Annotated in this window: 27 protein-coding genes; 14 read left to right on the top strand and 13 right to left on the bottom strand. The window is 72.4% G+C overall.

The genetic code is table 11. The features are described from left to right. Nucleotide 1 precedes the first annotated feature (1 nt). Genes AB0C22_RS01875 through AB0C22_RS01855 form a run of 5 tightly spaced genes read right to left on the bottom strand, consistent with a single transcriptional unit; the run spans nucleotide 2 to nucleotide 4,056 of the window. Nucleotides 2-1,327 (bottom strand): sensor histidine kinase, encoded by a 1,326-nt coding sequence (locus tag AB0C22_RS01875; protein WP_219470578.1) that lies wholly within the window; start codon nucleotides 1,325-1,327, stop codon nucleotides 2-4. Between the two features lie 23 nt (nucleotides 1,328-1,350). Beyond that, entirely contained in the window at nucleotides 1,351-2,367 is a 1,017-nt protein-coding gene (locus tag AB0C22_RS01870; RefSeq protein ID WP_219465743.1) for a SpoIIE family protein phosphatase, read from the bottom strand. Beyond that, entirely contained in the window at nucleotides 2,364-2,780 is a 417-nt protein-coding gene (locus tag AB0C22_RS01865) for an anti-sigma regulatory factor (protein WP_219465741.1), read from the bottom strand. Before AB0C22_RS01865 ends, AB0C22_RS01870 begins: the two co-directional genes overlap by 4 nt. Then, nucleotides 2,777-3,196 carry an STAS domain-containing protein gene (locus AB0C22_RS01860; protein ID WP_219465738.1) on the bottom strand — a complete coding sequence of 140 codons (420 nt, stop codon included), beginning with the start codon at nucleotides 3,194-3,196 and terminating at the stop codon, nucleotides 2,777-2,779. Before AB0C22_RS01860 ends, AB0C22_RS01865 begins: the two co-directional genes overlap by 4 nt. Further along, the gene (locus AB0C22_RS01855) at nucleotides 3,196-4,056 is read right to left on the bottom strand and encodes an STAS domain-containing protein (RefSeq protein ID WP_219465735.1); all 861 of its coding nucleotides are present in this window, start codon (nucleotides 4,054-4,056) and stop codon (nucleotides 3,196-3,198) included. Before AB0C22_RS01855 ends, AB0C22_RS01860 begins: the two co-directional genes overlap by 1 nt. Nucleotides 4,057-4,214: 158 nt before the next feature. On the opposite strand from AB0C22_RS01855, the gene AB0C22_RS01850 reads away from it, so the two are divergent. Beyond that, a complete protein-coding gene (locus AB0C22_RS01850) occupies nucleotides 4,215-4,571 on the top strand; it encodes an STAS domain-containing protein (protein WP_067310147.1) in 357 nt (118 codons plus the stop codon). Nucleotides 4,572-4,580: 9 nt separating this feature from the next. Here AB0C22_RS01850 and AB0C22_RS01845 read toward each other — a convergent pair whose 3' ends face one another. Continuing rightward, the gene (locus AB0C22_RS01845; protein WP_357533341.1) at nucleotides 4,581-5,735 is read right to left on the bottom strand and encodes an MFS transporter; all 1,155 of its coding nucleotides are present in this window, start codon (nucleotides 5,733-5,735) and stop codon (nucleotides 4,581-4,583) included. Nucleotides 5,736-5,895: 160 nt separating this feature from the next. On the opposite strand from AB0C22_RS01845, the gene AB0C22_RS01840 reads away from it, so the two are divergent. The 5 genes from AB0C22_RS01840 to AB0C22_RS01820 all read left to right on the top strand — a co-directional run bounded on the left by AB0C22_RS01840 (nucleotide 5,896) and on the right by AB0C22_RS01820 (nucleotide 8,447). Continuing rightward, on the top strand, nucleotides 5,896-6,579 hold the full coding sequence (locus AB0C22_RS01840) for an FCD domain-containing protein (protein ID WP_357532926.1): 684 nt from the start codon (nucleotides 5,896-5,898) through the stop codon (nucleotides 6,577-6,579). Between the two features lie 42 nt (nucleotides 6,580-6,621). Next, the gene (mscL, locus tag AB0C22_RS01835) at nucleotides 6,622-7,092 is read left to right on the top strand and encodes a large conductance mechanosensitive channel protein MscL (RefSeq protein ID WP_219465729.1); all 471 of its coding nucleotides are present in this window, start codon (nucleotides 6,622-6,624) and stop codon (nucleotides 7,090-7,092) included. Nucleotides 7,093-7,171: 79 nt separating this feature from the next. Beyond that, nucleotides 7,172-7,420 carry a hypothetical protein gene (locus AB0C22_RS01830; RefSeq protein ID WP_208565435.1) on the top strand — a complete coding sequence of 83 codons (249 nt, stop codon included), beginning with the start codon at nucleotides 7,172-7,174 and terminating at the stop codon, nucleotides 7,418-7,420. Nucleotides 7,421-7,464: 44 nt separating this feature from the next. Further along, nucleotides 7,465-7,824, top strand: coding sequence for a hypothetical protein (locus AB0C22_RS01825; protein ID WP_219465726.1), 360 nt, complete (start codon nucleotides 7,465-7,467; stop codon nucleotides 7,822-7,824). A 422-nt stretch (nucleotides 7,825-8,246) separates the two neighbouring features. After that, nucleotides 8,247-8,447, top strand: a complete 201-nt coding sequence (locus AB0C22_RS01820) for a hypothetical protein (RefSeq protein ID WP_219465724.1) — start codon at nucleotides 8,247-8,249, stop codon at nucleotides 8,445-8,447. Here the strand turns inward: AB0C22_RS01820 and AB0C22_RS01815 are convergent. After that, nucleotides 8,434-9,639: a benzoate/H(+) symporter BenE family transporter gene (locus AB0C22_RS01815; protein WP_357532923.1), complete on the bottom strand. Its 1,206-nt coding sequence runs from the start codon at nucleotides 9,637-9,639 to the stop codon at nucleotides 8,434-8,436. The two genes, AB0C22_RS01820 and AB0C22_RS01815, sit on opposite strands and share 14 nt — an antisense overlap. Before the next feature lie 118 nt (nucleotides 9,640-9,757). Between AB0C22_RS01815 and AB0C22_RS01810 the strand changes: the two genes are divergently transcribed. Next, nucleotides 9,758-10,318 (top strand): helix-turn-helix domain-containing protein, encoded by a 561-nt coding sequence (locus tag AB0C22_RS01810; RefSeq protein ID WP_357532921.1) that lies wholly within the window; start codon nucleotides 9,758-9,760, stop codon nucleotides 10,316-10,318. Here the strand turns inward: AB0C22_RS01810 and AB0C22_RS01805 are convergent. Continuing rightward, nucleotides 10,303-11,349, bottom strand: coding sequence for a LuxR family transcriptional regulator (locus tag AB0C22_RS01805; protein WP_357532919.1), 1,047 nt, complete (start codon nucleotides 11,347-11,349; stop codon nucleotides 10,303-10,305). The genes AB0C22_RS01810 and AB0C22_RS01805 overlap by 16 nt on opposite strands. A 63-nt stretch (nucleotides 11,350-11,412) precedes the next feature. On the opposite strand from AB0C22_RS01805, the gene AB0C22_RS01800 reads away from it, so the two are divergent. The 3 genes from AB0C22_RS01800 to AB0C22_RS01790 all read left to right on the top strand — a co-directional run bounded on the left by AB0C22_RS01800 (nucleotide 11,413) and on the right by AB0C22_RS01790 (nucleotide 14,268). Continuing rightward, entirely contained in the window at nucleotides 11,413-12,132 is a 720-nt protein-coding gene (locus tag AB0C22_RS01800; RefSeq protein ID WP_208565430.1) for a PP2C family serine/threonine-protein phosphatase, read from the top strand. Between the two features lie 50 nt (nucleotides 12,133-12,182). Continuing rightward, complete coding sequence (locus tag AB0C22_RS01795; protein WP_219465710.1) at nucleotides 12,183-13,391, top strand: GNAT family N-acetyltransferase; 1,209 nt, start codon at nucleotides 12,183-12,185, stop codon at nucleotides 13,389-13,391. Between the two features lie 127 nt (nucleotides 13,392-13,518). Continuing rightward, the gene (locus AB0C22_RS01790) at nucleotides 13,519-14,268 is read left to right on the top strand and encodes a ZIP family zinc transporter (protein WP_357021516.1); all 750 of its coding nucleotides are present in this window, start codon (nucleotides 13,519-13,521) and stop codon (nucleotides 14,266-14,268) included. A 206-nt stretch (nucleotides 14,269-14,474) separates the two neighbouring features. Here AB0C22_RS01790 and AB0C22_RS01785 read toward each other — a convergent pair whose 3' ends face one another. Continuing rightward, entirely contained in the window at nucleotides 14,475-15,557 is a 1,083-nt protein-coding gene (locus tag AB0C22_RS01785; protein ID WP_357532916.1) for an NAD-dependent epimerase/dehydratase family protein, read from the bottom strand. 222 nt (nucleotides 15,558-15,779) lie between these two features. Beyond that, nucleotides 15,780-16,487 (bottom strand): hypothetical protein, encoded by a 708-nt coding sequence (locus AB0C22_RS01780; RefSeq protein ID WP_255597824.1) that lies wholly within the window; start codon nucleotides 16,485-16,487, stop codon nucleotides 15,780-15,782. Nucleotides 16,488-16,989: 502 nt separating this feature from the next. On the opposite strand from AB0C22_RS01780, the gene AB0C22_RS01775 reads away from it, so the two are divergent. The 4 genes from AB0C22_RS01775 to AB0C22_RS01760 are packed head-to-tail and all read left to right on the top strand — an operon-like array spanning nucleotide 16,990 to nucleotide 20,762. Next, the gene (locus AB0C22_RS01775; protein ID WP_357532914.1) at nucleotides 16,990-19,398 is read left to right on the top strand and encodes a nitrate- and nitrite sensing domain-containing protein; all 2,409 of its coding nucleotides are present in this window, start codon (nucleotides 16,990-16,992) and stop codon (nucleotides 19,396-19,398) included. Continuing rightward, nucleotides 19,395-19,826: a roadblock/LC7 domain-containing protein gene (locus AB0C22_RS01770; protein ID WP_208565426.1), complete on the top strand. Its 432-nt coding sequence runs from the start codon at nucleotides 19,395-19,397 to the stop codon at nucleotides 19,824-19,826. Before AB0C22_RS01775 ends, AB0C22_RS01770 begins: the two co-directional genes overlap by 4 nt. Beyond that, entirely contained in the window at nucleotides 19,823-20,188 is a 366-nt protein-coding gene (locus AB0C22_RS01765; RefSeq protein ID WP_208565425.1) for a DUF742 domain-containing protein, read from the top strand. The genes AB0C22_RS01770 and AB0C22_RS01765 overlap by 4 nt, the downstream gene beginning before the upstream one ends. A gap of 19 nt (nucleotides 20,189-20,207) precedes the next feature. Further along, entirely contained in the window at nucleotides 20,208-20,762 is a 555-nt protein-coding gene (locus AB0C22_RS01760) for an ATP/GTP-binding protein (RefSeq protein ID WP_307798960.1), read from the top strand. Between the two features lie 127 nt (nucleotides 20,763-20,889). On the opposite strand, the gene AB0C22_RS01755 is transcribed toward AB0C22_RS01760, so the two are convergent. The 3 genes from AB0C22_RS01755 to AB0C22_RS01745 form a co-directional block, all read right to left on the bottom strand. After that, the gene (locus tag AB0C22_RS01755) at nucleotides 20,890-22,296 is read right to left on the bottom strand and encodes a tryptophanase (RefSeq protein WP_357532912.1); all 1,407 of its coding nucleotides are present in this window, start codon (nucleotides 22,294-22,296) and stop codon (nucleotides 20,890-20,892) included. Nucleotides 22,297-22,314: 18 nt separating this feature from the next. Beyond that, nucleotides 22,315-23,454: a tryptophan dimethylallyltransferase family protein gene (locus tag AB0C22_RS01750; protein ID WP_219465705.1), complete on the bottom strand. Its 1,140-nt coding sequence runs from the start codon at nucleotides 23,452-23,454 to the stop codon at nucleotides 22,315-22,317. Between the two features lie 323 nt (nucleotides 23,455-23,777). Then, nucleotides 23,778-25,313 carry a hypothetical protein gene (locus AB0C22_RS01745; RefSeq protein WP_219465703.1) on the bottom strand — a complete coding sequence of 512 codons (1,536 nt, stop codon included), beginning with the start codon at nucleotides 25,311-25,313 and terminating at the stop codon, nucleotides 23,778-23,780. Nucleotides 25,314-25,613: the final 300 nt, after the last annotated feature.

The following is a 25,613-nucleotide window of genomic DNA, read 5'->3' as shown; positions in this document are numbered from 1 at the left end:
CTCACACCCCCGCCACGGGCAGGTCCACCGTGAAGCTGCTGCCCCGACCCGGCTCGCTGGTCAGCGCCAGGGTGCCGCCAAGCAGCGTCACCAGCCGCCGCGCGTACGGCAGACCGAGACCGGTGCCGCTGCGCCGGCTGGTCCCCGGCACCTGGTAGAACTCCTCGAAGATCCGTTCGTGCAGCTCGGCGGGGATGCCCGGCCCGGTGTCCGAGACGCGGATCCGCACCCGGTCGTCGACCCGCTCGGCGCACATCCGCACCTCACCCCGGTCGGTGAACTTCACCGCATTGTGCAGCAGGTTGCGCAGCACCTGGGCCAGCAGCACCTCGTCCGAGCGGAGCTCGGTGCCCGGGGGCGGCTCCTCCACCACCAGCTCCACCTCGGAACGCAGGGTGAGCGCCCGCAGTGTCCCCCGCAGCTGCCCGAAGACCGCCCGCAGGTCGACCTGCACCCACTCCGGCTCGATCCGGCCAGCCTCCGCCTTGGCCAGGTCAAGCAGGTCGTTGACCAGGGAGAGCAGGTCGGCTGCCGAGGACCGGATCAGCTCGACCTGCTGGGCCTGCTCGGCGGTGAGCGGGTCCGACGCGGAGTCGGTCAGCAGCCGCCCCAGCCCGATGATCGCGGTCACCGGGGCCCGCAGCTCGTGGCTGACGTTGGCCAGGAAACGGCTCTTCGACTCGCTCGCCGCACGCAACTGTGCCGACTTCTCGTCCAGCTCCGCGTAGAGGGCCACCACCCCCCGGTTGGTCTCCTCCAACTCCTCGGAGAGCTGACCGTAGAGCGCCATCACCCCCCGGTTGGTCTCCTCCAGCTCGGCGTTCAGCACGGCCAGCTCGTCGCGCTGGCTGCGTACCTCGTCGAGAGCGGCGATGAGCTGCCCGTTCTGGGTGGCCAACTCGTCCAGGGCGCTGGCCGGGGCGCTGGTGCCCAGCTCGGCGCGCAGCTCTGCCAGGCGCGGCGGGGTCAGCGCAGCAGCGGCGGCCGGGACACGTCGGGACATCCTCACGACGGTATATCCCGCCGCCTCCGCCAGCCCCAGGGTGTCCACCAATCGCGCCACCGCGCCGGACTGCGGCTCGTACCGGTTGCCCGGCAGCGGACGCAACGGGGCGAGGTCGACGCTGAGGAACCGCCGCCCGTCCGGCTCCGTGACGAGGGCGAAGCTGACGTCCGCGCCGTCCACGGTACGCAGCAGGTCCCGGGCCACCTCGCTGAGCGCGGTGGCGAACCGCACCTGGTCCTGGTGCTCCAGCCCGATCGCCGCCGCGACCTCCCGGCCCCGCTGGCGTACCCCGAAGATGTCCTGTTCCACCCGCAACGCCATCCGCAGGAGTGGCTCGCGGGCGGTCACGACGGAGTTCTCGCGACCAGCACGCAGGCGTCGTCCCGGCGGATTCCGGCGTCGCGCAGCAGGGTCGCCGCGACGACCACCGACGCCCGCCCGGTCAGCCCCGGATAGTCCTCGGACCGCCACCGGTCCACCACCCCGTCGCTCTGCATCACCAGGGTCGCGCCGGCCGGGAACGGGTAGTCGTACTCACGCACCGTCGGACGTTGGTGGCCGGCGATGCCGGGCAGCGACACCAGCCCCCGGCGGGTGCCGTCCGGGGCCAGCACCGTCCCGGCGATGTTGCCCAGCCCGGCGTAGCGCAGCAGACCCGCCGCCGGGTCCAGCTCCGCCACCGCCAACGCGGCCCCCCGGGTGTGCGACATCGCGCGGTGCAGGTGCGTCACCACGGTGGCGGGCGGACCGGCCGGCGCGACCCGGAAGGCGGAGACGGCCGCCTCGGCGGCCACGTTGGCCAACGGCCCGTGGCCCAGCCCGTCGCAGACCAGCACCTGGTGCCGCCCCTGTTCGGTACGCATCGCGTGGCTGTCGCCGCTGACCTGCTCGCCGGTGATCGGCCGGGTCAGCCCCGCCGCCCAGGCCGGCGTGGCCCGCACCTCCTTCGCCCACACCTGCACCGCGAAGACGGTGCCGCGACCCGGCCGGGACCAGGCGTCGTACCAGCTGGCCTGTCGGGTGATGGCACCGAGGCCGATGCCCAGGGTGCCGGTGGTGGAATGGCCGTCGCGGGAGGAGACGGTCAGGTCGGCCATCCCGGGGCCGGAGTCGACCGCGATCAGCTCCACCCCGGCGGCGTCGCCGGTGCGCACCGGGCGCAGCAGCAGGACACCCTCCTGGGCGTGTTTCACCAGGTTGCTGGTCAGCTCGGCGGCGACGATGGCCAGTTCGGCGACCCGGTTCTCACCGAGGCCGAGCTGCCCGCCGAGGCGCTCCGCCGCGCGTCGCACGGTGCTGGCGGCGCTGCCGCTCTCCACCCGGTACCAGTGGCCCGCGTCCGGCACCACGTCGTGGATCATCGGGACCACTTGGTGACGGTGATCCGGGTGCCCTCACCGGGGGCGGTCTGGATGTCGAAGTCGTCGACCAGTCGACGGGAGCCGCTGAGGCCGAGGCCCAGGCCACCGCCGGTGGTGTAGCCGTCGGTGAGGGCGAGACCCAGGTCGGCGATGCCCGGCCCGGAGTCGGCGAAGACGATCCGCACGCCGCGCCGCCGGCCGTCCTCGACGACCGTCACCTCGGCGGTGCCGCCACCGCCGTAGATGAGGGTGTTGCGGGCCAGCTCACTCGCGGCGGTCACCAGCTTCGTCTGGTCGACGAGGGAGAGCTTGACCGCCACCGCCACGGTACGCACCAGCTGACGGACCCGGACGACGTCCTCGTCACTGCCGATCGCCTGGGTCTTCGGGCCCAGGTCGACTCCCGCGGTCATGACGATGTCGCCGCCGTCCCGGACTCCACGTCCTCGGGGTCGTCGTCGTACCCGAGGTCGTCGTCGCGGGTCGCCGCGATCAGCTCCATGCCCCGCTCCACGTTCAGCGCGGTGCGGATTCCGTTGAGCGACAGGCCCAGCTCGACCAGGGTGATGGCGACCGCGGGACGCATCCCGACGACCACCGTCTCGGCGTCGAGCACCTTGGAGATCGAGGCGATGGTGGAGAGCATCCGGCCGACGAAGGAGTCGACGATGTCCAGCGCGGTGATGTCGATGATGACGCCGTGGCAGCCGGTCGCGACGATCCGCTCGGCCAGGTCCTCCTGGAGGGTGACCGCCGTCTGGTCGGACATGTCGATCTGGATGGAGACCAGCAGGATGTCGCCGATCTTGAGGATCGGCACCCGTTCCATCACGCCTCCCGACGCGGGTGGCGGCGGGACGTCTCCACCCCGGTGAGCCGCAGCACGTGCCGCAGCGCGTCGGCCAGGCTCGCCTTGGTGGCGATGTCGCCGAACTCGATGCCGAGCGCGACGATGGTCTGCGCGATCTGCGGGCGGATGCCGGAGATGATGCAGTCGGCGCCCATCAGCCGGGCGGCCACCACCGTCTTGAGGATGTGCTGGGCGACCTGGGTGTCGACCGCCGGCACGCCGGTGATGTCGATGATGGCGTACGGCGAGCCGGTGTCGACAAGGGTCTGGAGCAGCCGTTCCATCACCACCTGGGCGCGGGCCGAATCGAGGGTGCCGACCAGCGGCACGGCGACCACACCGTCCCAGATCTTCACCACCGGGGTGGAGAGTTCGAGCAGCTGCTCGGCCTGGTCGGCGATCAGCCCCTCGCGGGTCTGCACGTAGGTCTCGAAGGTGAGCAGCCCCATCCGGTCGACCAGGCCGGTGAAGTCAACGACGTCCCGCAGCGACAACTCCACGCCGGCGGTCTCGGCCAGCTCGACCAGGACGTCCTTGAGGGCGTAGATGCTGGTCGCGGTCTCGGTGGCGGTGAAGCTCTGCCGGGCCCGGCTGCGGGACAGGTCGGCGAGCACCGCCCGCAGCTCGCCCGCCGCAGGGTCCTGGAGGTCGGCCAGGCCGGCACCGCCGGCATTGATCATGCTAGCGTGCAGCTCCTGCACCTGGAGGCGTAGCTCGGCCTGGCTGAGCCGACCGCGCAGCGAGGCGGCGACGACCTCGGTCCACCGTTGCACCACCCGCTCGCCGTGCCCGGTCAGTAGCTCGACGAGTCGGTCGCCTCCGTCTGCGGTCAACGCCATGGTTACCTCCTGTGAGCTGGGCCGGCCGGACTCTATCACCGGAGGCAGACCCGGTAGTTGCCCCGCGGCAAAGGAATGATCGGTCCCACCGGAAGCGCTCCCGTTCTGCGTGTCCCGCTGTTCGTGGGATACCGTTCCACCAATAACAGGAGGTCTGAATGTCCCTGACGGTGCACACGGAACAGCGCGGCGACGTCGTCGTCGTGTCGGTCGCGGGCGAACTCGACATGGCGACCGCACCGCAGTTGCAGGACCAGATCACCGACCTGCTCGACAAGGGGCGCAGCCGGCTGGTGTTCGACCTGGCCGAGGTGTCGTTCTGCGACTCGACCGGGTTGTCGGTCTTCGTCCGGGCCAAGAACAGCTGCGACGAGGCCGGCGGCGTGGTCCGGTTGGCCGCCCCGCAGCGCGGCGTGCTGCGCATCCTCGAGGTCAGTGGGCTGGTCGAGGTGCTGCACACCTACCCGACGGTCGACGAGGCCGTCGCGGGCGATCCCACCCCCGCCTCGTCCTGACCGGTTTCCTCACCGCTCGTCCTCGATGAACCGGGGACGAGCGATCACCATGCCCGCGGTCGTCTGCACCGCCAGCGCGGCGAGCAGGAAGCCCATCGGCGCGGTCCACCCACCGGTCGCCTCGTAGAGCACCCCGACGAGCAGCGGCCCGAGCGCGGCGATCACGTATCCGGTGCTCTGCGCGAAGGCGGACAGCGCCACCGTGCCGTCGGCGGTGCGGGCCCGCAGGCCGATGGTGGTCAGGATCAGCGGGAACGCGCCCTGGCCGAAGGCGAGCAGCAGCACCCACAGCAGCGCCCCGTCCCGGGGTGCGAGCGCCAACCCCAGGTAGGCCGCCGCGGAGAACGCGGTCAGCCCGAACACCAGCGGGCGCAGCGTCCGGAGCCGACCGGCCAGCGTCGGCATCAGCAGGGCGACCGGCACCCCGAGCGCGGTGACCCCGGCGAGCAGCAGTCCGGCGCTCTCCGGCCGGAAGCCGGCGTCCCGGAAGAGTTGGGCCAGCCAGCCCATCACCGCGTACCCGCTCAGTGACTGCGCGCCGAAGTAGACCGCCATCGCCCAGCCGAGCCGGGTGCGGGCCGGCTGGACCCGGGTGCGGACGGCCGGGCCCGCCGTCGGAGGCGCGGTCCGTCGGGCGGCGCGCGCCCGCAACGCCAGCGGCACCCACGGGAGTACGGCCACCGCCGCCAACGCCGCCCACACGCCCAGCCCGGCCCGCCAGGAGCCGAAGGCGTGCGCCACCGGCACGGCGGAGGCGGCGGCCACCGTCGTACCCGCCGTCAGGGCCATCGTGTACGCCCCGGTGACCAGCCCGGTGCGGTGCGGGAAGTGCTGCTTGACCAGCATCGGCAGCAGGATGTTCGCCACCGCGATGCCGGCCAGGGCGAGCGCGCTGGTGAACACGAAGATCGCCGCCGAGTCGGTGACCACCCGGAGCACCTGACCGACGGTGAGGGCGAGCATCGCCACCACCAGCACCCGGGCTGCGGGCCAGCGGCGGATCAGCCACGGGGTGAGCGCGCCGAGACCGGCGAAGGCGATGGTGGGCAGGGTGGTGACGAACCCGGCCATCGTGCCGGAGAGACCGAGCCCGGTGCGTACCTCGTCGAGCAGCGCGCCGAGGCTGGTCACCGCGGCCCGCAGGTTGAGCGCGACCAGCAGCATCCCGACCAGCACCAGCGCGCCGCCGGTGGCCGGCGACGGGGCGCGGTGGGCCGGCCGGTGGGCGAGCGGTTCGATCGGCGCCTCGACGGCGGGTGCGGTTGGCGGGGTCATGACCTCGAACCTACAATCATGGGATGAATTTCGGCAGTTGGTGTAACCGGTGACACCGTCCGTCGATTCCCCACCCGTGCCCCCGCGCGGTCAGCGGGTGCACCAGACGATCGAGCAGCTCCGGGGCCGGATCCTCGGCGGCGAATGGCCGGTCGGTGGACGCATCCCCACCGAGCCGCAGTTGGTGACGGCGCTCGGGGTGGGGCGCAACACCGTCCGTGAGGCCGTCCGGGCGCTGGTGCACGCCGGGGTGCTGGAGTGCCGGCAGGGCTCCGGGACGTACGTGGTGTCGACCGACGAGCTGGCCCCGGTGGTGGCCCGCCGGCTCACCGACGACCGGATGGCCGAGGTGGTCGAGGTCCGCCGGGCGTTCGAGGTCGAGGCGGCCCGGTTGGCCGCGCTGCGGCGTACCCCGGAAGATCTGGTGGCGCTCGACGGCGCGCTCGCCACCCGGGAGGCCGCCTGGCGGTCGGGCCGGGTCGGCGAGTTCGTGGAGGCGGACGTCGCGCTGCACACGGCGGTGGTCGCCGCCGCCCACAACGCCATGCTGGCCGAGCTGTACGCCTCGGTCGGCGCGGCCCTGCGCAGCACCGTCGCGCACGCGATCGGCGACACCCTGCAACCCCAGCGGTACGTCGACCACGGCCGACTGGTGGCGGCGATCCGGGACGGCGATCCCGGGCGGGCGGCGATCGAGGCCGGGGCCTTTCTGGAGCCGCCGTCCGGGGCATAGGTTGTCCCCGACGGAGAATCGGACGGCACAGGAGTGCAGCAGATGCTCAAGGGCTTCAAAGACTTCATCATGCGCGGCAACGTCGTCGACCTGGCGGTCGGTGTCGTCATCGGTGCCGCGTTCACGGGCGTGGTCACCCAGCTGACCAAGTCGTTCCTCGAACCACTGGTCCGGGTCATCATCGTGCTGATCACCGGCAACCAGAAGGGCCTCAGCGGCTCGACGCCGAAGTTCCGCGACATCCCGTTCGACTGGGTGGCCTTCGTCAACGCGGCGATCACCTTCGCGCTGACCGCGGCGGCGCTCTACTTCCTGGTCGTCTACCCGATGAACCGGCTCGCCGAGCGGCGCAAGCGGGGCGAGGAGCCGCCGCCCGCCGCCCCCAGCGAGGAGGTCAAGCTGCTCACCGAGATCCGCGACGCGCTGCTGGCCGGGGGGCACACCGCTCCGGGGCAGCGCGGCGCGCTCGACGACGTGCTCGGACGCCGGACGGAGCCGCCCGCCCCGCGCTGATCGACCGGTGCACATCGGCCCCTGCGGAATTCTCGCAGGGGCCGACTTCTGTCGTACACATGTTCGATAGAGTCCGGCCATGGAACAGCGTAGGCACTGGTGGAACGGCAAATGGGGACGACTGGCCCGGCGGGACGTTTTCCTCCGGGTCGACGCCGACCGGTGGCACGTCGAGCAGCGGGCCGGCGGCGCGGAGGGCGTCTCCCAGTTCTACGAGCACGGCAGTGCCGACGAGGCCGAGGAGACCGTCCGGGCCCTGCTGGAGGGCACGGACGCCTGGCGGGAGCTGTCCCCGCGCCCGCCCGGTGCCTGGGGCCCGGCGGTTTAGCGGTGGGTGGGGCAGGGAACCGCCCGGGGATGGAGCAGCAGGGCATGGCAGAGCGGGCGGTCATCTCCCGGGTCACCACCGGCATGCGGGTGGTCGACACCGTGGGGGTCGAGATCGGCACCGTCGACCTCGTCCAGCGGGGCGACCCCAACGCGGTGACCGTGCAGGCGTCGACCGCCGACCCGGGCGGCAGCCTGGACGAGCTGATCGAGTCGGTGGCCGTCGAGGAGCCGGACGTCCCGGCCGACCTCGCCGCCCGCCTGCTGCGCACCGGCTACCTCAAGGTCTCCACCGAACTGGCCCGCACCGGCGCGGTGTACGTGCTGGCCGACCAGATCGCCACGGTCACCGACGACCAGGTACGCCTGCACGTCCCCGTCGGCGACCTGCCTCCGGAGGAGTGACCCGCCCCGCCCCTCACCACCTGCGCTGGCCGGAGACGGGCTGTCGGCGGCCGGTCGGCCGCGCCGGGCGGGCCGCCGGGCGGCGGCGCGCTTGCGTCGCGCGGGGATCTCAGCTGCTCGCGTGCGCCGATCGATCCCACCGGCCGGGGCAACAACCCTGCCACGCATCCTTTTGAGCTGATGACGTAAACGAATCATCGACGACCCGGCCGCCTCGGCGCGCAAAGCAACCCCGCGGGTCGCCCCGGCTGCCTGAGCCACCGTCTTGAACGGGGTGATTCAGAGCCATCCGGCGGGGTGGGAGTGGGTGAGCCGTCAACGTCATCAGCTCTAAAGGACCCGTAGAGGTATCACCGCCCGCCGAGGACTCACCTCCAGGATGCAGCGGGAAGAGGTCCGGAAGAAGCCGGAAGGAGTTGGTCATGGCGGAGGTGGCCCGGCAGAGCCCGGGGTTCGTCCGTGGCTGGTGGGGGTCGGGCGAGGCGGACCAGGCGACCGGGCACGCCCTGGTGTTGTTGGACAGCCGGGAGCACGCGCTGGAGTTCGCGGCGACCGTCGAACAGTACGTGCCGGACGCGCGACTGCGGGTGGTGGCGGTCGAGGCGACCGTCAGCGCCCCGTGACCTGCCCGGACTGGGCCGGAGCCGGCGTCCGGCGTTGGAAGAGCAGCAGCATCAGCCAGCCGGCCAACAGTCCCCAGAACGCCCCACCCACGCCGAGCAGACTCACCCCCGAGGCGGTGACCACGAACGTCACCACGGCGGCCTCCCGGCTCTGTGGGTCGGACGCGGGGGCGGGGGCGAGCGCCGAGGAGAGTGCACCGGCCAACGCGCCGAGCAGCGCGAGCCCGGCGACCGCCTCGATGAGCACCGGCGGGGAGAGCAGCACCAGCGTGGTCGCCGCGCCGGCGCCGAGCCCGAGCAGCGCCAGGCCGATGCCGGCGGTCACCGAGGCGATCCAGCGCCGGTCCGGATCGGGGTGGGCGTCGGGGCCGGCGGCGAGGGCGGCGGTGATCGCGGCGAGGTTGACGGCGTGTCCGCCGGTGGCGGCACCGAGCGCACTGGCCAGCCCGGTGGCGCGCAGCGCCGGGGCGAGCGGCGGCCGGTAGCCGAAGCCGCGCAGCACCGCCGTGCCGGGCACGTTCTGCGCGGCCATGGTGACCAGGAACAGCGGCAGCGCCAGGCCGAACACGGCGGGCAGGGTGAACGCCGGCACGGTCGGCGACACCACCGGCCGCAGGTCACCGGGGGTGACTCCCACGCCGGTCGTGGTCAGGGCGATCGCCACCGCCGCCGCCACCAGCGCGGCCGGCACCGCCCACCGGGGGGCGAACCGGTGCAGCACCAGCCAGGTGACGATCACCGGGGCGGCCAGGGCCGGCACCTCGACCAGCGCGCGTACCGGGGCGGTGCACAGCGGCAGCAGCACCCCGGCCAGCATCGCGGCCGCCACCGGGGCGGGGATCGCGGCCACCGCCCGGCCGAGGGCGGGGAAGAGGCCGGCGGTGACGATGAGCAGCCCGCACAGCGCGAACGCGCCCACGGCGGCGGGCCAGCCGCCGGGGACCGGCCCGGTGGCGACCAGCAGCGCCGCGCCCGGCGTGGACCAGGCGATCGCGATCGGCATCCGGTGCCGCAGGCCGAGCCAGACAGCGCAGATTCCGGCGGCGACACTCACCGTGAGCAGCCCGGAGGCGGCCTGCGCCTCGCTGGCGCCGACCGCCCGCAGCCCGGCGAGCACGACGGTGAACGAGCTGGCGAAGCCGACCACGGCGGTCACCACGCCGGCCAGCACCGGTTGCAACCGATCCCCCACCACAGCCTCCCGCGCGTCCGTTCCCGCCGACGACCCGCAGACCGCCCCGGCGTGCCGGGTCGGGTCGGGTCGCCCATCGTTCCGTTTATGGAACGGCGGCGTGTAGCACCATAGCCGGATGACCCCGCCTCGCCCAGCCCGCCGGCCCCCGCTCGACGCCGACGCCGGGGCGGTCGGCCAGCGGCTGCGCGCGCTGCGGATCGAACGCGGGGTCTCCCTGTCCACGCTCGCCCGGGCCGCCGGCGTCGGGAAGGCCACCCTCTCGGCGCTGGAGAACGGCACCCGCAACCCCACCCTGGAGACGCTCTACGCGATCACCGCCCAGCTCGGCGTGCCGCTGGCCGCCGTGCTCGCCGGGCCCGCCGCCACCCCGACCGTGCGGGGCGCCACGGTCGTCGCCACCCTGCTGGAGTCGTTCACCGACACCGACGCCAGTTACGAGCTGTACCGGTTGCGGGTCCGTCCCGGCGGGGAACAGGTCTCCCCCGCCCACCGGCCCGGGGTCACCGAACACGTCACGGTCTTCGCCGGGATGCTCCGCGCCGGCCCGCTCGACGCCCCGCTGACCGCCGCCGCCGGTGGCCACCTGCGCTGGACCTCCGACGTGCCGCACGGCTACGCCGCCCTCGGCGACGAGGAGGTCGCCGCCAGCCTGCTGCTGCGCTACCCCCGCAGCTGACCCGCGCCCGGCACCCGGTGCTGCACCGCCCAGAGCGCCGCCTCGGTACGCGACGCGGAACCGGTCTTGCGCAGCAGGTTCGACACGTGCACGGTCACCGTCCGCACCGAGATGCCCAACGCCCGCGCGGCCTGCTTGTTGGACATCCCGGCGACCAGGCAGCCGAGCACGTCCACCTCCCGACCGGTCAGCTCGGCGACGGGTGGGGCGGCGGGCCGGGGCACGGGCCTGCGCTCCGGCGTCCGCAGGTGTTCCGGCAGCGGCTCACGCACCAGCGCCGCCATCCCCCGACCCGCGTGTACGGCCAACAGCTCGGTGAGCGCGTACGGGTTGCCGCCGGTGCGTTGCCAGACCGCGGCACAGACCCGCGCCGGTGGCGGGCCCTCGTCGTACACCTGGGTGAGGATCTCCGCCACCTCGGCGACGCCGAGCGGGCCGAGATGCTGGCGCACCGCACCGCGTACCCCGCAGAGGCGGGCCAGGACGCGGCGGGTGAGGTCCGGTGCGACCGCGTCGGCCGGCGGCCGGCTCGCCACCACCAGCAGCGCCGGCAGCTGCGGCGCGGTGGCCAGCTCGACGACCAGGTTGAGGCTGGCCGGGTCGAGGTCGTGCAGGTCCTCCACCACCAGCACGGCCGGGCCGGCACCCACCAGCAACCGGACGGTACGCACGGCGAGCCGCAGCAGCGTGCCGGGGGCGTACCGCTCGCGCGGCGCGGTCGGCTGCTGCGCCAGCCAGGCCAGCGCGTCCGGTGGCAGGTCCAGGGTCCCGACGTCGCGGACGCTGAGCACCGCCGCCAACCAGTCGTAGGGGGCCGGATCGTGCACCCGCGCCGTGCCGGTGAGGATCACCGCCGGACGGGGAGCGAGGCGCTCGACGGCTGCCGCGACCAGCAGGCTCTTGCCCACCCCGGCGGCCCCGGTGATCACCGTGACGGCGGGTGCCGACCGGCCCGATCCGGCCACGGTGGACCACGCCCGGTCGAGCTCCGCCAGCTCTCCGACGCGACCCACCATCGACACCGGGATCATTTCTCCCACCCTACGTACTAGTGCGTAGAGACGGAGGGAGGGTGTATCCGGCAAGCTTGACGCATGACGCTGATCCTCCGCTCGGCCATCCTCAACGACGTCGGCCTGGTCCGCACCAACAACGAGGACTCAGCCCTCGCCGGTGAACGCCTGGTCGCGGTGGCCGACGGCATGGGTGGGCTGCCCGCCGGCGAGGTGGCCAGCGAGATCGTCATCCGCATCCTGGACGAGCTGGTCCCCCCCACCGGCACCGACGAGGCCGCCGAGGCGTTGCGGGCCGTGGTCTCCACCGCCAACCGCCGCATCCGCGCCGCCATCTCCGCCGACCCGGCCCGCGAAGGCATGGGTACGACGCTGACCGCCGGCCTGCTCGCCGGGGACACCCTGGTCCTCGCCCAGGTCGGCGACTCCCGCTGCTATCTGCTGCGCGACGGCGAGCTGACCCAGCTAACCCGGGACGACACCTTCGTCCAGGCGCTGGTCGACCAGGGTGCGCTCTCCCCCGACCAGGCCCGCCACCACCCGCAGCGGTCCCTGGTGACCCGGGCCGTGCAGGGGGCGGACGCGCCACCCGCGATCGGCGTGCTGACCGTGTTCGCCGGGGACCGGGTGCTGCTGTGCAGCGACGGGCTCTCCGACTACGTCGCCGACGAGGCGATCCACGGCGCGCTCACCAGCTACCAGGACCGCCAGCACTGCGGCGAGCAGTTGGTCAAACTGGCCCACCAGGCCGGTGCGCCGGACAACGTCACCGTGGTGGTCTCCGACGTGACCGAGGGCTGAACCGGGCCAACCGGGTTGCGGCCGGCCGCCGGCCGGGTTGGGATGGACGGATGCTCATCCGTCGCCTGGCCGCCGAGGAACGACTGACCACCAGCTTCCCGCTCCAGGCGTACGCCTTCGAAGCGTCCCCGCTGAGCCGGGAACGGGTCGAGGCGTTCCACCGTTACCTGCCCTACAACAAGGGCAACCGGACGCTGGTGGTCGAGGAGGGCGGCGAGGCGCGGGCCACCGCCAGCGCCGTACCGATGCGGCAGAACCTGCGCGGCGCGGTGCTGCCGATGGCCGGGGTCGCCGGGGTGACCACCCACCCGCTGGCCCGCCGCCAGGGTTACGTACGCGCCCTGCTGCGTCAACTCCTCGACGAGATGCGCGACGGCGGGCACCCGGTGAGCGCGCTGTACCCGTTCCGGGCCAGCTTCTACGAGCGGTTCGGTTACGTGGGGCTGCCCCGGGCGCGTACCGCCCGGTTCTCCCCGGCCGACCTGGCTCCGCTGCTGCGCGCCGAGCTGCCCGGCACGGTGACCTGGGAACGGATCGGCTCCGGGTACGCCCGCTACCGGTCGTTCACCGAGCGGTGCCTGCGGGAGCGGCACGGCTTCGCGATCTTCCCCGAGTTCCGGGACGTCGGGCTGCGTGACCGGGACGACCGTTGGCTGATCACCGCGACGATCGACGGCAGCGTCGTCGGCGCGCTCACCTACCGGATCGACGACCACGGTGGTGAACTGGTCGGGGACGACCTGCTCGCCGCCGACCCGTACGCGCGCGCCCTGCTGTTGCAGTTCCTCGCCCGGCACGTCGACCAGGTGGAGCGGATCAGCCTCCAGCTCCCCGCCGACGACCTGCCCGAACTGTGGCTGACCGATCTGGCCGTGCACGTCGAGGCCCGGGTGACCCGACCCGGTTCGCCCGCGCCGATGGCCCGCCTGCTCGGTGTGGACGCCCTCGCCGGGCTGCCCGCCGGGCCCGGCCGGGTCCGGGTGGAGCTGGTCGACGACCGTTGGCTCGCCGGCACCCACCTGCTCGACGGCACCTCCGGTCGGTTGGAGCTGTCCTCCGCCGGCCGGTCGGTGGTGACCTCCGGCGTCGCGGTGCCGGCGGTCACTCTCACCGCCGCCGGGTTGTCCGCGCTGGCCTACGGGGTGCTCGACCCGGCCGAGGTGCACCTGCGGGGGCTGGGTGACGTCGGCCCGGAGGCGGCGGCGGAGCTGCGCCGGCTCTTCCCCCGCGCCCTGCCCTACCTCTTCGCCGACTTCTGACCATCCGATCCGCGCCGCGTCCCCGGCCACCCGGATGCCGTCGGGTCGCCGGGCAGCCCGGGTGCCGTCGGGCGGGACCGGGCGCGGGTCTGGTTGACGTGCTCCCGGGGCGGGTACGGTCCCCGGAATGCCACAGTGGTTGCAAGCCGGGGCGTGGGGCCTGTTGGCCGGTTCCGCCCTGCTGATCGGGGCAGCTGTCGGGTACTTCGCCCGGGTGCCCCGCACGGTCGTCGCGTCGATCATGGCGTTCGGCGCGGGCGTGCTGCTCTCCGCCGTGTCGTTCGAGCTGATCGCCGAGGCGCACGATCAGGGTGGTCTGCTGCCGACCGCGCTCGGGGCGACGGGCGGGGCGCTGGCGTACACCGGGGCGAACGTGCTCCTCGCCCGACGGGGCGCCCGGCACCGCAAGCGGTCCGGCCAGGAGCAGCCCTCCGAGCAGGAGCAGCCCGGTTCGGGGTCGGCGATCGCGGTGGGTGCACTGCTCGACGGCGTACCCGAATCGGTGGTGATCGGCGCGAGCCTGCTGACCGGCGGCCCGGTCAGCCTGGTCACCGTGGTCGCGGTGTTCCTCAGCAACGTACCGGAGGGGCTGTCGAGCGCCGCCGGGATGCGCCGGGCCGGCCGCTCCCGCCGCTACGTCTTTGCACTGTGGACGGCGATCACCCTGATCAGCGGGGTCGCCGCGCTGCTCGGCAACACCCTGCTGGGCGGTGCCCCACCGGAGGTGCTGGCCACCATCACCGCGCTGGCCGCCGGGGCGATCCTCGCGATGATCACCGACACCATGGTCCCGGAGGCGTTCGAGGACGCGCACCTGCTGGTCGGCCTGATCACCGTCCTGGGCTTCCTCACCGCGTTCGCCCTCTCCCACGCCTGACCCACCCCACCCGACCCGCCCCCACCGCACACCCACATCCCGCCCCCTCCGCATACCGAGCCCCGCACTGCGCCACCCCGCACTGCGCTGCGCCACCGCCCCGCACTCGAACAGGACGTGCACGAACAGGCCGCACGCAGGCCGGCCGCACACGAACAGGACGTGCACGAGTGGGTCGGGCCGGTGGAGGGGCGGGGCGTCGCCGGTCAGTAGGGGTCGCCCTGGCCGGGGGCCCGACCCCGGAGCAGGCCGGCGGGGCGGCCGGGCAGGTCGGCGTCGCCGGACATCGGCGGGCCGGCGGTGTGCGCGCCGTGGGCCATCCCGGCGAACAGTTCCTTCAGCGCGGTCACCGCGTCGATCCGTGGCTGCCAGCCGAGTTCGGTCTCGGCCCGGGCGCTGGACATCAGCGGTGCGTTGAGCCCCAGTTCGACCCAGCCGGCATCCACCGGTTGCAGCCGCAGCCGCCAGGTCAGCGCGGCGGCGGTACGCAGCACCGGGGCGGCCACCGGCACCGTCCAGCCCTGGAAGTGCCGGGCCACCAGCTCCGGGGTCAGCACCGGGTCCGCGGCGACGTTGAACGCGCCGCGGGCCTCACCGAGGACCGCCCGGGCGTACGCGTCGGCCACGTCGTCGGCGTGCACCGCCTGCATCCGCAGCCGACGGTTGGCCGGTACCAGCGGAATCCGCCCGTACCGCAGCAGCCGCACCGGGGCCAGCGGCCCGAGGAAGTACCTGGTGATCTCGGTGCCCGCGTCCCGTTGGAAGATCAGCCCGGGGCGCAGCCGGACCACCCTCAGCTGCGGGTGTGCGGCCTCGACGGTGTCCAGCATCGCCTCGACCTCGGCCTTGTCCCGGCTGTACGAGGAGCCGGGCACCCCGGTAGCCGGCCACCGCTCGCTGATCGGGTGGTCCTTCGGGCCGGGCGCGTAGGTGCCGACCGACGAGGCGTACACCAGGGCGGGCACCCCGGCCCGGACGACGGCCTCGGTCACCGCGCGGCTGCCGCCGACGTTGGTCCGGTGCAGGGTGCGTTGGTCGTGGCTGGGTTGGATCTGCCAGGCCAGGTGCACGACGGCATCGGCCTGCGTGAAGATCGCGGTGAGCTGGTCGACCGCGCCCGGCGCCCCGACGTCGCAGGAGTGCCAGCGCATCCCGGCGTAGGGTGCCCCGACGTCCGGGCCGGGCAGCCGGCGGGCGACGCCGACAAGGTCCAGCCCCGGTTCCCGGCCCAGCCGGCGCAGCACCGCCGTGCCCACGTTGCCACTGGCCCCCACGATCACGATCCGCATACCGGCTGCGGTACCCGCTGCACCCGACTCCAACCCCGCACCGCATCGCCAACCCCGCACCGCGACTCCAACCCCGCACCGCATCGCCAACCCCGAGGCCGGGCCGACCCCGTGGCCAGACCGAGCCGGCCGTGGCCGCCGGCGAGGGGCGGCGTCCGGTCGACCGGACGCCGCCCCTCGCCGTGCCGGACGGCCCCGCCGGCACCGTCTCCCGATCGCGGGTCAGCCGCCGGCCGGGGTACGGGCCGGGCCGTTGTCGACCAGCCGGAACGTGCTCCGCAGCGGCGCGTCGCCCAACTCCTCCAGGATCAGCCCACGGCTCGGCGAGAACTGGAGGAACGCCGAGTTGTTGCTGATCGCGTACGCGCCCTTGCCCGCGCTCGCGATGGTGAACAGCTGGGCCGACTTACGGGGGTTGCAGGCCGCCCCCTCGACGGTGAGCGACCCGCCGTTGGCCGGGTTGACCACCTGCCAGCAGGCCGGGTCGTCGCTGGCGGGGTGGTTGTCGCGCTTGCCGTACGACTTGATCAGGTATTTGCCGGCACCGGCCGGCGTCGGCACGAACAACTGGCGTCCGCTGTCGTCGTCGACCTCGACCAGCGCGCCGCCGTCCAGGGACACCCCGGACTCGGTCGACTGCACGCGGACGATGGTGACCTCCCGCTTGCCCGACAGCACCGGGGCCGGGCCGGCCGTGGCCGCCGGCTTCCCGGTGGGCTTGGACGGCGCCGGGGTCGGCGGGGACGTCGCCGGGTCGGCGGGCAGCGCCGTGCCGCTGGGCGTCGCGGCAGCGGACGGCGTGCCGGTGCTCGACGGCGTGGCGCTGCCCGACGCGGCCCCGGTGGGCGTGGCGGTGGTGTCCCCGCAGGCCATCAGCGCCCCGGAGCACACCAGCAGCGCCATCCCGGTAATCCACTTCACCTTCGCCATGCCGTGCTCCTCCACCCGGCCCCGCGGTCGTTCGCGGGGGTCGTCCACCTGAGCTTCCCGCCAGCGGTGATCGCACCGCGGCACACACTGGACGCCGGTGACCGTCCGCCGGTTTCGCGGTGTCCGGAGAAATTCGGCGGGGTGCTCCGGCCGGGCGTTCCCGGCGGGCTTCCGCCCCGCTGCCGTGACACACGTCACGTCATTCGGGTGGGCGTGATCGACCACGGCTCATACCGAATGTCTGACCAGTACGAATGGCGCGACCATCCACAGTCGCCGGATTGTGGCCCGGTGCCTGACCGGATAGACGGTAGGGTTGGCACACATCGGCGTCGACCAGTGGCGCAGGACCGCTGGTGTCTATGGCTTGACCAGGATTGGATACGACGACTTGGCGCACAAACAGGCCGACCGCGAAGACCCGCGCCGCGCCTCAGACGATCAGGCCCCCCCGACGACATCGGGTCGGCGTGCCGGTCGACCGCAGTCAATCAAACGACGCGTGATCAGGCTGGTGCTCATTCCCAGCGTCGTCGCCCTGGTCGTCTGGCTCGTCGCCTCCGGCTATCTCATCTTCCAGGGCTTCTACAACCGTCAGGTCGCCAACAGCGTCCGGCAGGTGTCGATCCCGGCGGTGTCCGCGTTGTCGTCGATCCAGCAGGAACGGCGGCTGAGCGTCAGCTACCTGACCCAGCCGTCGCGGGACCTGAGCAGGCTCATCGAGCAGCGGCAGCAGACCGACCAGCTGCTGGCGGCCCTGCGCCCCGCCGCCGACTCGGCGCTGGCCAGCGCCCCGGACTCGATCGTGACGCGGTGGGAGACGCTGGCCGGTCTGTTGGACGAAATGGCCAGCGTACGGAGCACCATCGATTCCCGGTCCGCCAACGGGACGGGTGTCTACGATTTCTACAACCGGCTGCTCGACGCCGCGACCGGCCTCTTCGACACGCAGGCGAGAATCGTCCCGGACGTCATCGCCGCCCAGGGTGGCATCGCCGCGACCGAGGCGTTCCGGGCCAGTGACCTGATGTCGCGGGCCGGTTCCACCATTGACGGTGCTTTCGGTGCGCGCACCCTCAGCCCGGAGGACCATCTCGACTTCACCAACCTGGTGGGGGCCTATCACGCCGGCCTCACCAACGTGGCGCCACACCTGGAACCGCAGGCCCGCCGACGCTATGCCGAGATCACCGCGAGCGACTCCTGGAAGCAACTCGTCGCGGCGGAAAAGGCGCTGGTCAGCAATGGGCCCTGGCGTTCCGGGGCGCCCCGCGCGCTGTCGTTCAACCGGGCCCAGTGGGAAACCCTCACCCGACAGGTCTCCGACGATCTGATCAATCTGACCGTGGTGCAGGCCGACACCGTGTCGGCCCGGACGCTGCGTACCGGCAACACCCAGCTCCTGACCGCTTCCCTGGGCAGTCTGATCGCGTTGCTCGTCGTCATCGCCGCGATCATCTGGGCGGTCCGCCAGTCGCAGATCCTGGTGGACCGGGCGCTGTCGGTCCGCCTGGCCCAGCTGGGCCGGGACGCCGAGTCGGTGGTCGACAAGCAGCTACCGGCCATGATGGAGCGGCTACGCCGGCGGGAGAAGGTCGACCTGGCGGCCGAGTTGCCCCTGCAGGATTACGGCAGTGACGAGATCGGTCGGGTCGCCGAGGTGATCAACCGCTCGTTGCAGGCGGCGGCGGGCGCTGCCGTCGACGAGGCGAAGACCCGGGCGGCCGGCATCGCGATGCTGATGGGTGTCGCGCGCCGTCCGCAACGCCCGCTGCAACGCGGTCTGAAGGTCATCGAGGATCTGCAGAACCGGATCGGTGACGAGAAGCTGCTGGCGGAGCTGTTCGACATCAACCACCAGCTCACCCAGACCCGCCGTTTCCTGGAGAACCTCGTCATCCTGGCCGGCGGCCAGATCGGTCGCCGCTTCCAGAACCCGGTGCCGGTCCGGCGGGTGCTGTTGGCGGCCTTCGCGGAGGCCCAGCAGTACCAGCGCATCACGTTGCGCAGCGCACCCGACGTGGCGGTGGTGGGGCCGGCGGTCGCCGGCACCGTCCACCTGGTGGCCGAGTTGCTGGACAACGCGTTGGCGTTCTCCCCGCCGGAGACCACGGTCTGGGTCACCTGCATCGAGGTCAAGCGCGGCATCGCGGTGGAGATCGAGGACGCCGGTGTGGGTATGCGGGCGGACGCGCTGGAACGGGCGAACGAGCTGTTGGCCACCGCGCCGACCCCGGACGTGACGGCGCTCAAGGACGGCGCGCAGGTCGGTCTGCACGTGGTGGCGGAACTGGCCAAGCGGGACGGCGTCCAGGTGAGCCTGCGCGCTTCGGCGTACGGGGGTCTGCTGGCGATCGTGCTGCTGCCCGACCGGGTGATCGCCACCGACCCGTTCCCCGCCGACCTGGACCGCACCGACCCGGGCGTCCTGCCGCTCGGCACGGTCGCCACGGCGATGTCGCGTCCCGGCGTCGGTGCGGTGCTGCCGGTCGGCGGTGGCCGGCGTGAGCTGCACCCCGCCGCCGGGGCCCGGCCCGCCGCCATGGTGGCCACGGCGGCGGGTGGGTCGGTGCAGGCACCGGCCGATCCTGCCGGGGGCCGGCAGCCTGACCGCATCGGGGGCATCATGACCGACGTTCCGGCGCAGCGTGGTGTGGTCCGCAGTGGTGCGTCCGGCCCCCAGGTCGCCGACCGGCCGCCCCTGCCGCACCGACGGCCGCAGCAGCATCTCGCTCCCGAGCTGCGCGAGGAGGGCCTGCCCGCACCGGCGTCCGAGGCGGCCCCGGCTGCCGTGCGGTCACCCGAGGAGGCCAGGGACCGGTTCACCAGATACCAGCGGGCCTGGGCCGCTGGTCGGGCGGCGAAAAACGGAGATCCAGCCAGCAGAGACGACCAAGGCAGGAAAGTATGACCCACTCGGCACCGCAGAACGATCTGACCTGGATCCTGGACGATCTGGTAGAGGTCCCTGACGTTGTCTACGCGGTTGTCCTGTCCACCGACGGGCTGATCGTGCAGAAGTCCACGTCGCTCCCGCAGGACGCCGGGGAACTGCTGGCGGCCGGCGCGTCGTCCCTGCACAGCATCGCGGCGGGGATGGGCCGACGGTTCGACAGCGGCCCGGTCCAGCAGGTCATCATCGAGTACGAGGGACGGACGCTGTTCGTCGCCGCCGCCGGCCAGAACGCCCGGTTGGCGGTGCTCTGTGAGCAGTCCGTCGACATGGGCACCGTCGCGTACGAGATGAGTCGCCTGGTGACCCGGATCGGCGACTACCTCGGCTCCGAGGCCCGCCTCGACGGCGTGATGCTCGCCGACCGACCCGGACTGAAATCGTGACCCACGACGTGTGGGACGGCGACGACGAGGCGGAGGCCGGCCGGCTCGTGCCGCTCTACATCCTCGTCAACGGGCGGACGAGTCCCCGTAACACCAGCCTCGACCTGGCCACCCAGGTGATCGCCCTGCCGGCCGACCAGACCCGGCTGGAGCAGGAATACCGGGAGATCCTCCAGCAGTGCACCGGTTGGATCTCCATTGCCGAGATCGGCGCCTACCTGCACCGTCCGCTCACCATCACCAAGGTGATGGTCGACGTGCTCCACGAGCAGGGCTTTCTGGACATCGGCTCGCCGGCACAGGAAAAGATCGCCGACCGGTGGCTGCTGGAGACGGTACTCGCCGGCCTCCAGCGGATCTAGACAAGAGGGACTGATACACGTGGATCGGAAATCGGTGAAGGTCGTCGTGGCGGGTGGCTTCGGCACCGGCAAGACGACCCTGGTCGGATCGGTCAGCGAGATTCCGCCACTGGTCACCGAGGAGGTCCTCACCCAGGCCAGCATCGGTGTCGACGACATCACCGGTGTCGAGGGCAAGACCAGCACCACTGTCGCGTTGGACTTCGGTCGGATCACCATCAGCAACGACGTGGTGCTCTACCTGTTCGGCACCCCGGGGCAGGACCGGTTCTGGTTCATCTGGGACGAGCTGGCGCAGGGTGCGGTGGGGGCGATCGTGCTGGTCGACACCCGCCGGCTCGGCACCAGCTTCCCGGCGGTCGACTACTTCGAGCGCCGGGGTATCCCCTTCGTCGCCGCCGTCAACCGCTTCTACGGTGAGTGTCCCTACACCGAGGAGGAGATCCGCGCCGCGCTGGAGTTGGACGAGACCGTGCCGCTGCTGTGGTGTGACGCGCGGGACCGGGCCTCCAGCAAGCAGGCGTTGATCGAGTTGGTGCGGCACGCCCTGGCCCGGTTGCCCGCCACGGCCTGAGCGGCGGGCGGCGGCCTCCGACCCACCCGGGCGGCGACCCACGACTGTGGTGCCGCCGGCCAGGGCGGTGGTGCACGCCGGCCCGGGCCGTGGGGCCCGGGCCGGAGCCGCAGCGTCGCGGGTGGGGTCAGTCGGCGCTGCCCGCCGCCGTCAGCGGCGTCAACCGCACCTTGAAGTGACGCAGCAGGGGTGGTGACGAGACCACCCGGTAGCCGGGGACCCGCCCGGGTTCCTTGGCGATGTCGGCGAGTACGGCGGCCACGTACTCGAGGTGGGTGTCGGTGTAGACCCGGCGTGGGATGGCCAGGCGCACCAGCTCGAAGGGGGCCGGGGTGACCAGCCGGTGCCGGTCGTCCATCCCGCCGAGGTAGAGCGAGCCCAGTTCGGCGCAGCGGATGCCCCCGTCGAGGTAGAGCTGGCAGCCGAGGGCGTGGCCGGGGAACTCGTGCGGCGACAGGTGCGGCAGCAGCCGGCCGGCGTTGAGGTAGAGGGCGTGGATGCCCGCCGGTTGGACGGTGTCCACCCCGGCTTCGTTGATCAGCTGGGCCATTCGGGCGGTGGAGGCGGCCCGGGCCCGCAGGTAGCCGGGGTCGACCACCTCGCGTAGCCCCTGGGCGAGCCGTTCGAGGTCGTGGCCGGCCAGCCCGCCGTAGGTGGAGAAGCCCTCGGTGGCGATCAGGTTGGCCTCGCACCGGGCGTGCAGGTCGTCGTCGCGTAGCCCGATGAGCCCGCCGATGGCCGACAGGCCGTCCTTCTTGAGGCTCACCACGCAGCCGTCGGCGAGCCCGAAGGCGTGGGTGGCGATCTGTCGTGGCGTCCAGTCCTGGTAGCCCGGCTCGCGCTGCCCGACCAGCCAGGCGTTCTCGGCGAACCGGGCCGCGTCCAGGAAGAACGGCACCCGGTGGCGGCGGCACAGGTCCCGCACGGCGGTGAGGTTGGCCATCGACACCGGTTGCGCGCCGAGACCGTTGTTGGTGATGGTCATCAGGACCAGGCCGACCCGGTCGCGTTCCGGCCCGGTGAGGGTACGTTCCAACGCGTCGAGGTCGATGTCGCCCTTGAACGGTGCCGGGCTGTCGAGGTCGAACGCGGCCGGGCAGGGGAGGTCCCGTGGCTCCGCGCCGGCCAGCTCGACGTTGGCGTGGGTGGTGTCGAAGTGGGTGTTGCTGAGGCAGAGCTGGCCGGGCTTGAGCAGGCCGCTGAAGAGCACGCGTTCGCCGGCCCGGCCCTGGTGCACGGGGAGGATGTGCGGATAGCCGGTGAGGTCGTGGACCTCGTCGCGGAACCGGAACCAGGAGCGTGCCCCGGCGTACGACTCGTCGCCGAGCGCGGCGGCGGCCTCCTGCGCCGCCGAGGTGGCCCCGGTGCCGGAGTCGGACAGCAGGTCGACGGTGATCTGGTCGGCGCGCAGGTTGAACGGGTTGTATCCCGCCTCCGCGAGGGCCGCCCGCCGCTCCTGCGGGCTGAGGAAGGGGATCGGCTCGACCACCTTGATCCGGTACGGGGGCAACATCTGGTGCAGGTCCACGACCACGGTTCGCTCCTTGGGGGATCAGGGGTGTCGAGCGCCGGCCCGGCCGGTGGGGGTCGCCAGTGCCACGAGGTCCACGGTCGACGGTCGGCGTACCGGGGGACTCACCTGGTACGCCTCGGCGGACAGGTAGACGGTCACCCCCGGGCGGGGGGCGCCCAACCGCAACGACAGGTGCGGGATCAGCCCGACCCCGTCGCGTAGCGGCCGGCGGGCCACCGCGGCGAGCGCCCGGTCCAGCACCGTGCGGTCGAACCCGTAGCGGTCCAGCACCGCCACCACCCGGTCGTACGCCTCCTCGTCGTCCCGGACGTAGCCCCGGATCGGCACGTAGAGGCTGTAGCCGACGGGCCGGTCGACCCCCTCGACCAGGGTGTAGCTGCCGACCAGCGGGAGACCGGCGAACCGGGTCCGGCCGCCCCCGGCCAGTGCGGCGAACTCGGCGAGGTTGGTCGCGTCCACGTCGTGGACCACGCCGGCCGCCCGGACGACGTCGGACACCTCGGCGTCGTGGTGGGTCAGGTAGAGCTTGACCCGGGCCTGGGCACCGTCGTGCAGGTCGAGGGCGAAGAACGTCAGCCGGTCCCGGTGACCCAGTTCGCCCGGCCGAATGCCGTGGTCGAGCATCGCCCGGTAGGACCGGCCCAGGCCGAGTCGGTGCAGGGCCTCGGAGACCAGGCCCGGTGCCCGGTCGACCCCGCGGAGTTCCGGATTGAGGTAGACCTTGAACTCGGGGCGTCGTCCGTTGCGGAAGACCAGTGAGCACCAGAGGGCGAAGACACCCTGCGGGTCGTACGTGGCGAACAGGTCGCGTACCGAATCCAGCCGGGTGGTGGAGAGTCCGGCGCGGTGCGCCTGCCGGTCGAGGAACCGCCGGGTGGCGAACATGTTGGTCAACCGGCCGGGTGGCGTTCCCAGCGTCTCGCCGAGAATCCGCACCGTGGGCGGTTCGGTGCCGCTGAAGGCGATGGAGAACTCCACCGGAGTGTGATCGTCGGCGATGTTGGACGGCCAACGCGGCGGGGCCGACAACGGCTGCGGGCCGGCGGGCCCGAGCAGGCTTTCCAGCAGTTCCAGCGGTTCTGCCGCATTGATTCCGCTGGCCTCGCACAAACGCCTCAGCTGGTCGCTCAGACGATCGGAAAGGGACACCTCGTCCATCGATTCTCTCTCCTGATCATGCCGGCGACCAAAAGAGACCTTAGGAAGCGTTTATCAAGAAGGTCAAGATTGATCACAACTTGCAATGACATAACAGGATCGAGACTGGCAAATCACCCTGAACAATTACCCAGAGTCGCGTACAGGATACGTCACGCGTAGTTGCCGTCCGACGGGGGGTCATCGGCCGGGGTCGAACCCGTCGGGGTGCCCGAAAAGACGTCGGGCCGACGCCAGGTGGCGTCGGCCCGACATCGGGGCACGGCGACAGGGTCGCCCTCCGGTTTCCGGCAGGACCCGGGCCGGGGCGGTCCGTCCGACCGTCAGTCAGCGACCACGGTCAGGGTCAACGGACCGCCGGGAAGCGGGGTGCCGGCATTGTTCGGATAGCCCCACGAACTCGAGTTTCCGGCCTGGTCGTCCAGCGTGAACCCGATCGTGTACCGGCCCGGTTCCAACCGGCCGGTCGACACCGCCAGGTGGAGAAGACCGGTGCCGTCGTCGTGCTGCCCCCCGTACATGCCGCCCCGCGAAGCTCCGGTGCTGTCGTAGATCGTCGCGCTGGTCGACGAGATCGGAGCGAACTCGTCGACCTCGATCGTGACGTCGAAGCCGAGGCCCCAGGCGTCCGCGGTCTCCTGGGACGTCCAGGTCGCCTTGGGCAGCTTCGCCGAGAGCACCACCGGCGCCTTCTCGTCCGGCACCCGGGTGACGGTGAGGTCGAGTTCGGGAGCAGCGTAGGTGGTGCCGTAGAACGCGACGTTACCCGCGCCGTCGGTCAGCTTGATCCCGTCGATCCGGCAGGAGCTGGCCCAGCCCGCCGGCACCCGGATCTCCACCGAGACCACGCCGTTCTCACCCACGGTCGGGGTGTGTGACAGCTGGGAGCACCAGGACAGGTCCACGTCGACGGCGGTCAGGCCACCAACCGCACCGTGCGGCGTGAAGCTGAGCGACGTCGTCGCCTGCCCCCGCCAGTTGTTCACCTGCGCCGGGACGAGCGCGAAGCCCGACGCGCTGACCACGTCGTTGCGGCTGACCTGGATCGGCTCGGGCCCCTGCGGCGAGGTGTCCGTCCGGGTGTTGCCCCAACTGTCGGTCAGGTCGAGCCGGGCCACCCGCCACGTGCCGGACGGTGAACCGGCCGGCACGACGATCGAGACGGGGCAGAACGCCCAGGTCGGCTCATAGACCGTCTCGCCGTTGCACGACCACTGCGAACCGCTCTGGACGAGCTGGAACGTGGAGGTCAGCCGGGCACCTCCCGGGCCGGCGAGCGTGAGCTTGCCCTTCCTGAAGGCGGACTCGTCCACGACCTGCACCCGGTAGCGCAACGTCACCCCGGAACCGTCATCGTAGAAGCCGCTCGGCTGACCGAAGTCGAAGGAGAGTTGCTCCGCCACCGGACCCTGGGAGTCGACGAGCTGGGTCACCGCCAACGCCGCCGGGCCCGGGTCGCGCACCGTACGGGCATGGGCGACGTCGTCGGCGATGGTCACCTTGGTCACCCGCCAGACCGTCTCGGCCGCGACGGAGTAACGCGGCACCACGAACTCGTAGACGTAGGTGGACTGCTGGGCCGTTCCGGTGCCCCCGACCTGCGTACGACCCCCGAGCAGGTCGTAGGAGACCGTGTGGGGTTGGCCGACCTGCTCGTCTCCGGCGAACTGGCGCAGCTCGACCGCGCCGTTGACGCGCTGGGCCCTGGCCGCCCGGTCGGTGATCGTCCACGTCAGGTCGACCACGGCGTAGTCCTGGGTGACGTCGACCTGCGGCCGGTCGAAGGCGATCGACGTGATCTCCAGGACGGGCCCGGCGGCCGTTGCCGCCCCGCCCGCAGTGGTGATCGACAGGGCCACCGCGGCAGCTGCCACGGTGGCGGAAAGCGCGCGAAGGCGCCAAGACATCATCTGCTCTCCCCGTGCAAAAGAGATCCCTCGATGGATCACTGCTGACAATAGCCAGGCCACACCATCCAGAAAGGACCGGGCGCACCCGTCGACCCGCGTTGATCCCGCTCGGGTCGACGATCCGCCGCGGCGCCCGGCGGGCGGGCGGGCGGCTCACCGCGTACCCCGGTCGGCGTCCGGGCGACAGCGCCGAACACATTCATGTGCGACACTGTCCGTCACGGTGCGAAACCTGTCACACACCCAACG

Source organism: Micromonospora sp. NPDC048894 (genome assembly GCF_040649765.1).
GTDB lineage: Bacteria > Actinomycetota > Actinomycetes > Mycobacteriales > Micromonosporaceae > Micromonospora > Micromonospora antibiotica.
The sequence above is the reverse complement of the archived record's forward strand: the minus strand, read 5'-3'. Positions and strand labels throughout refer to the sequence as shown.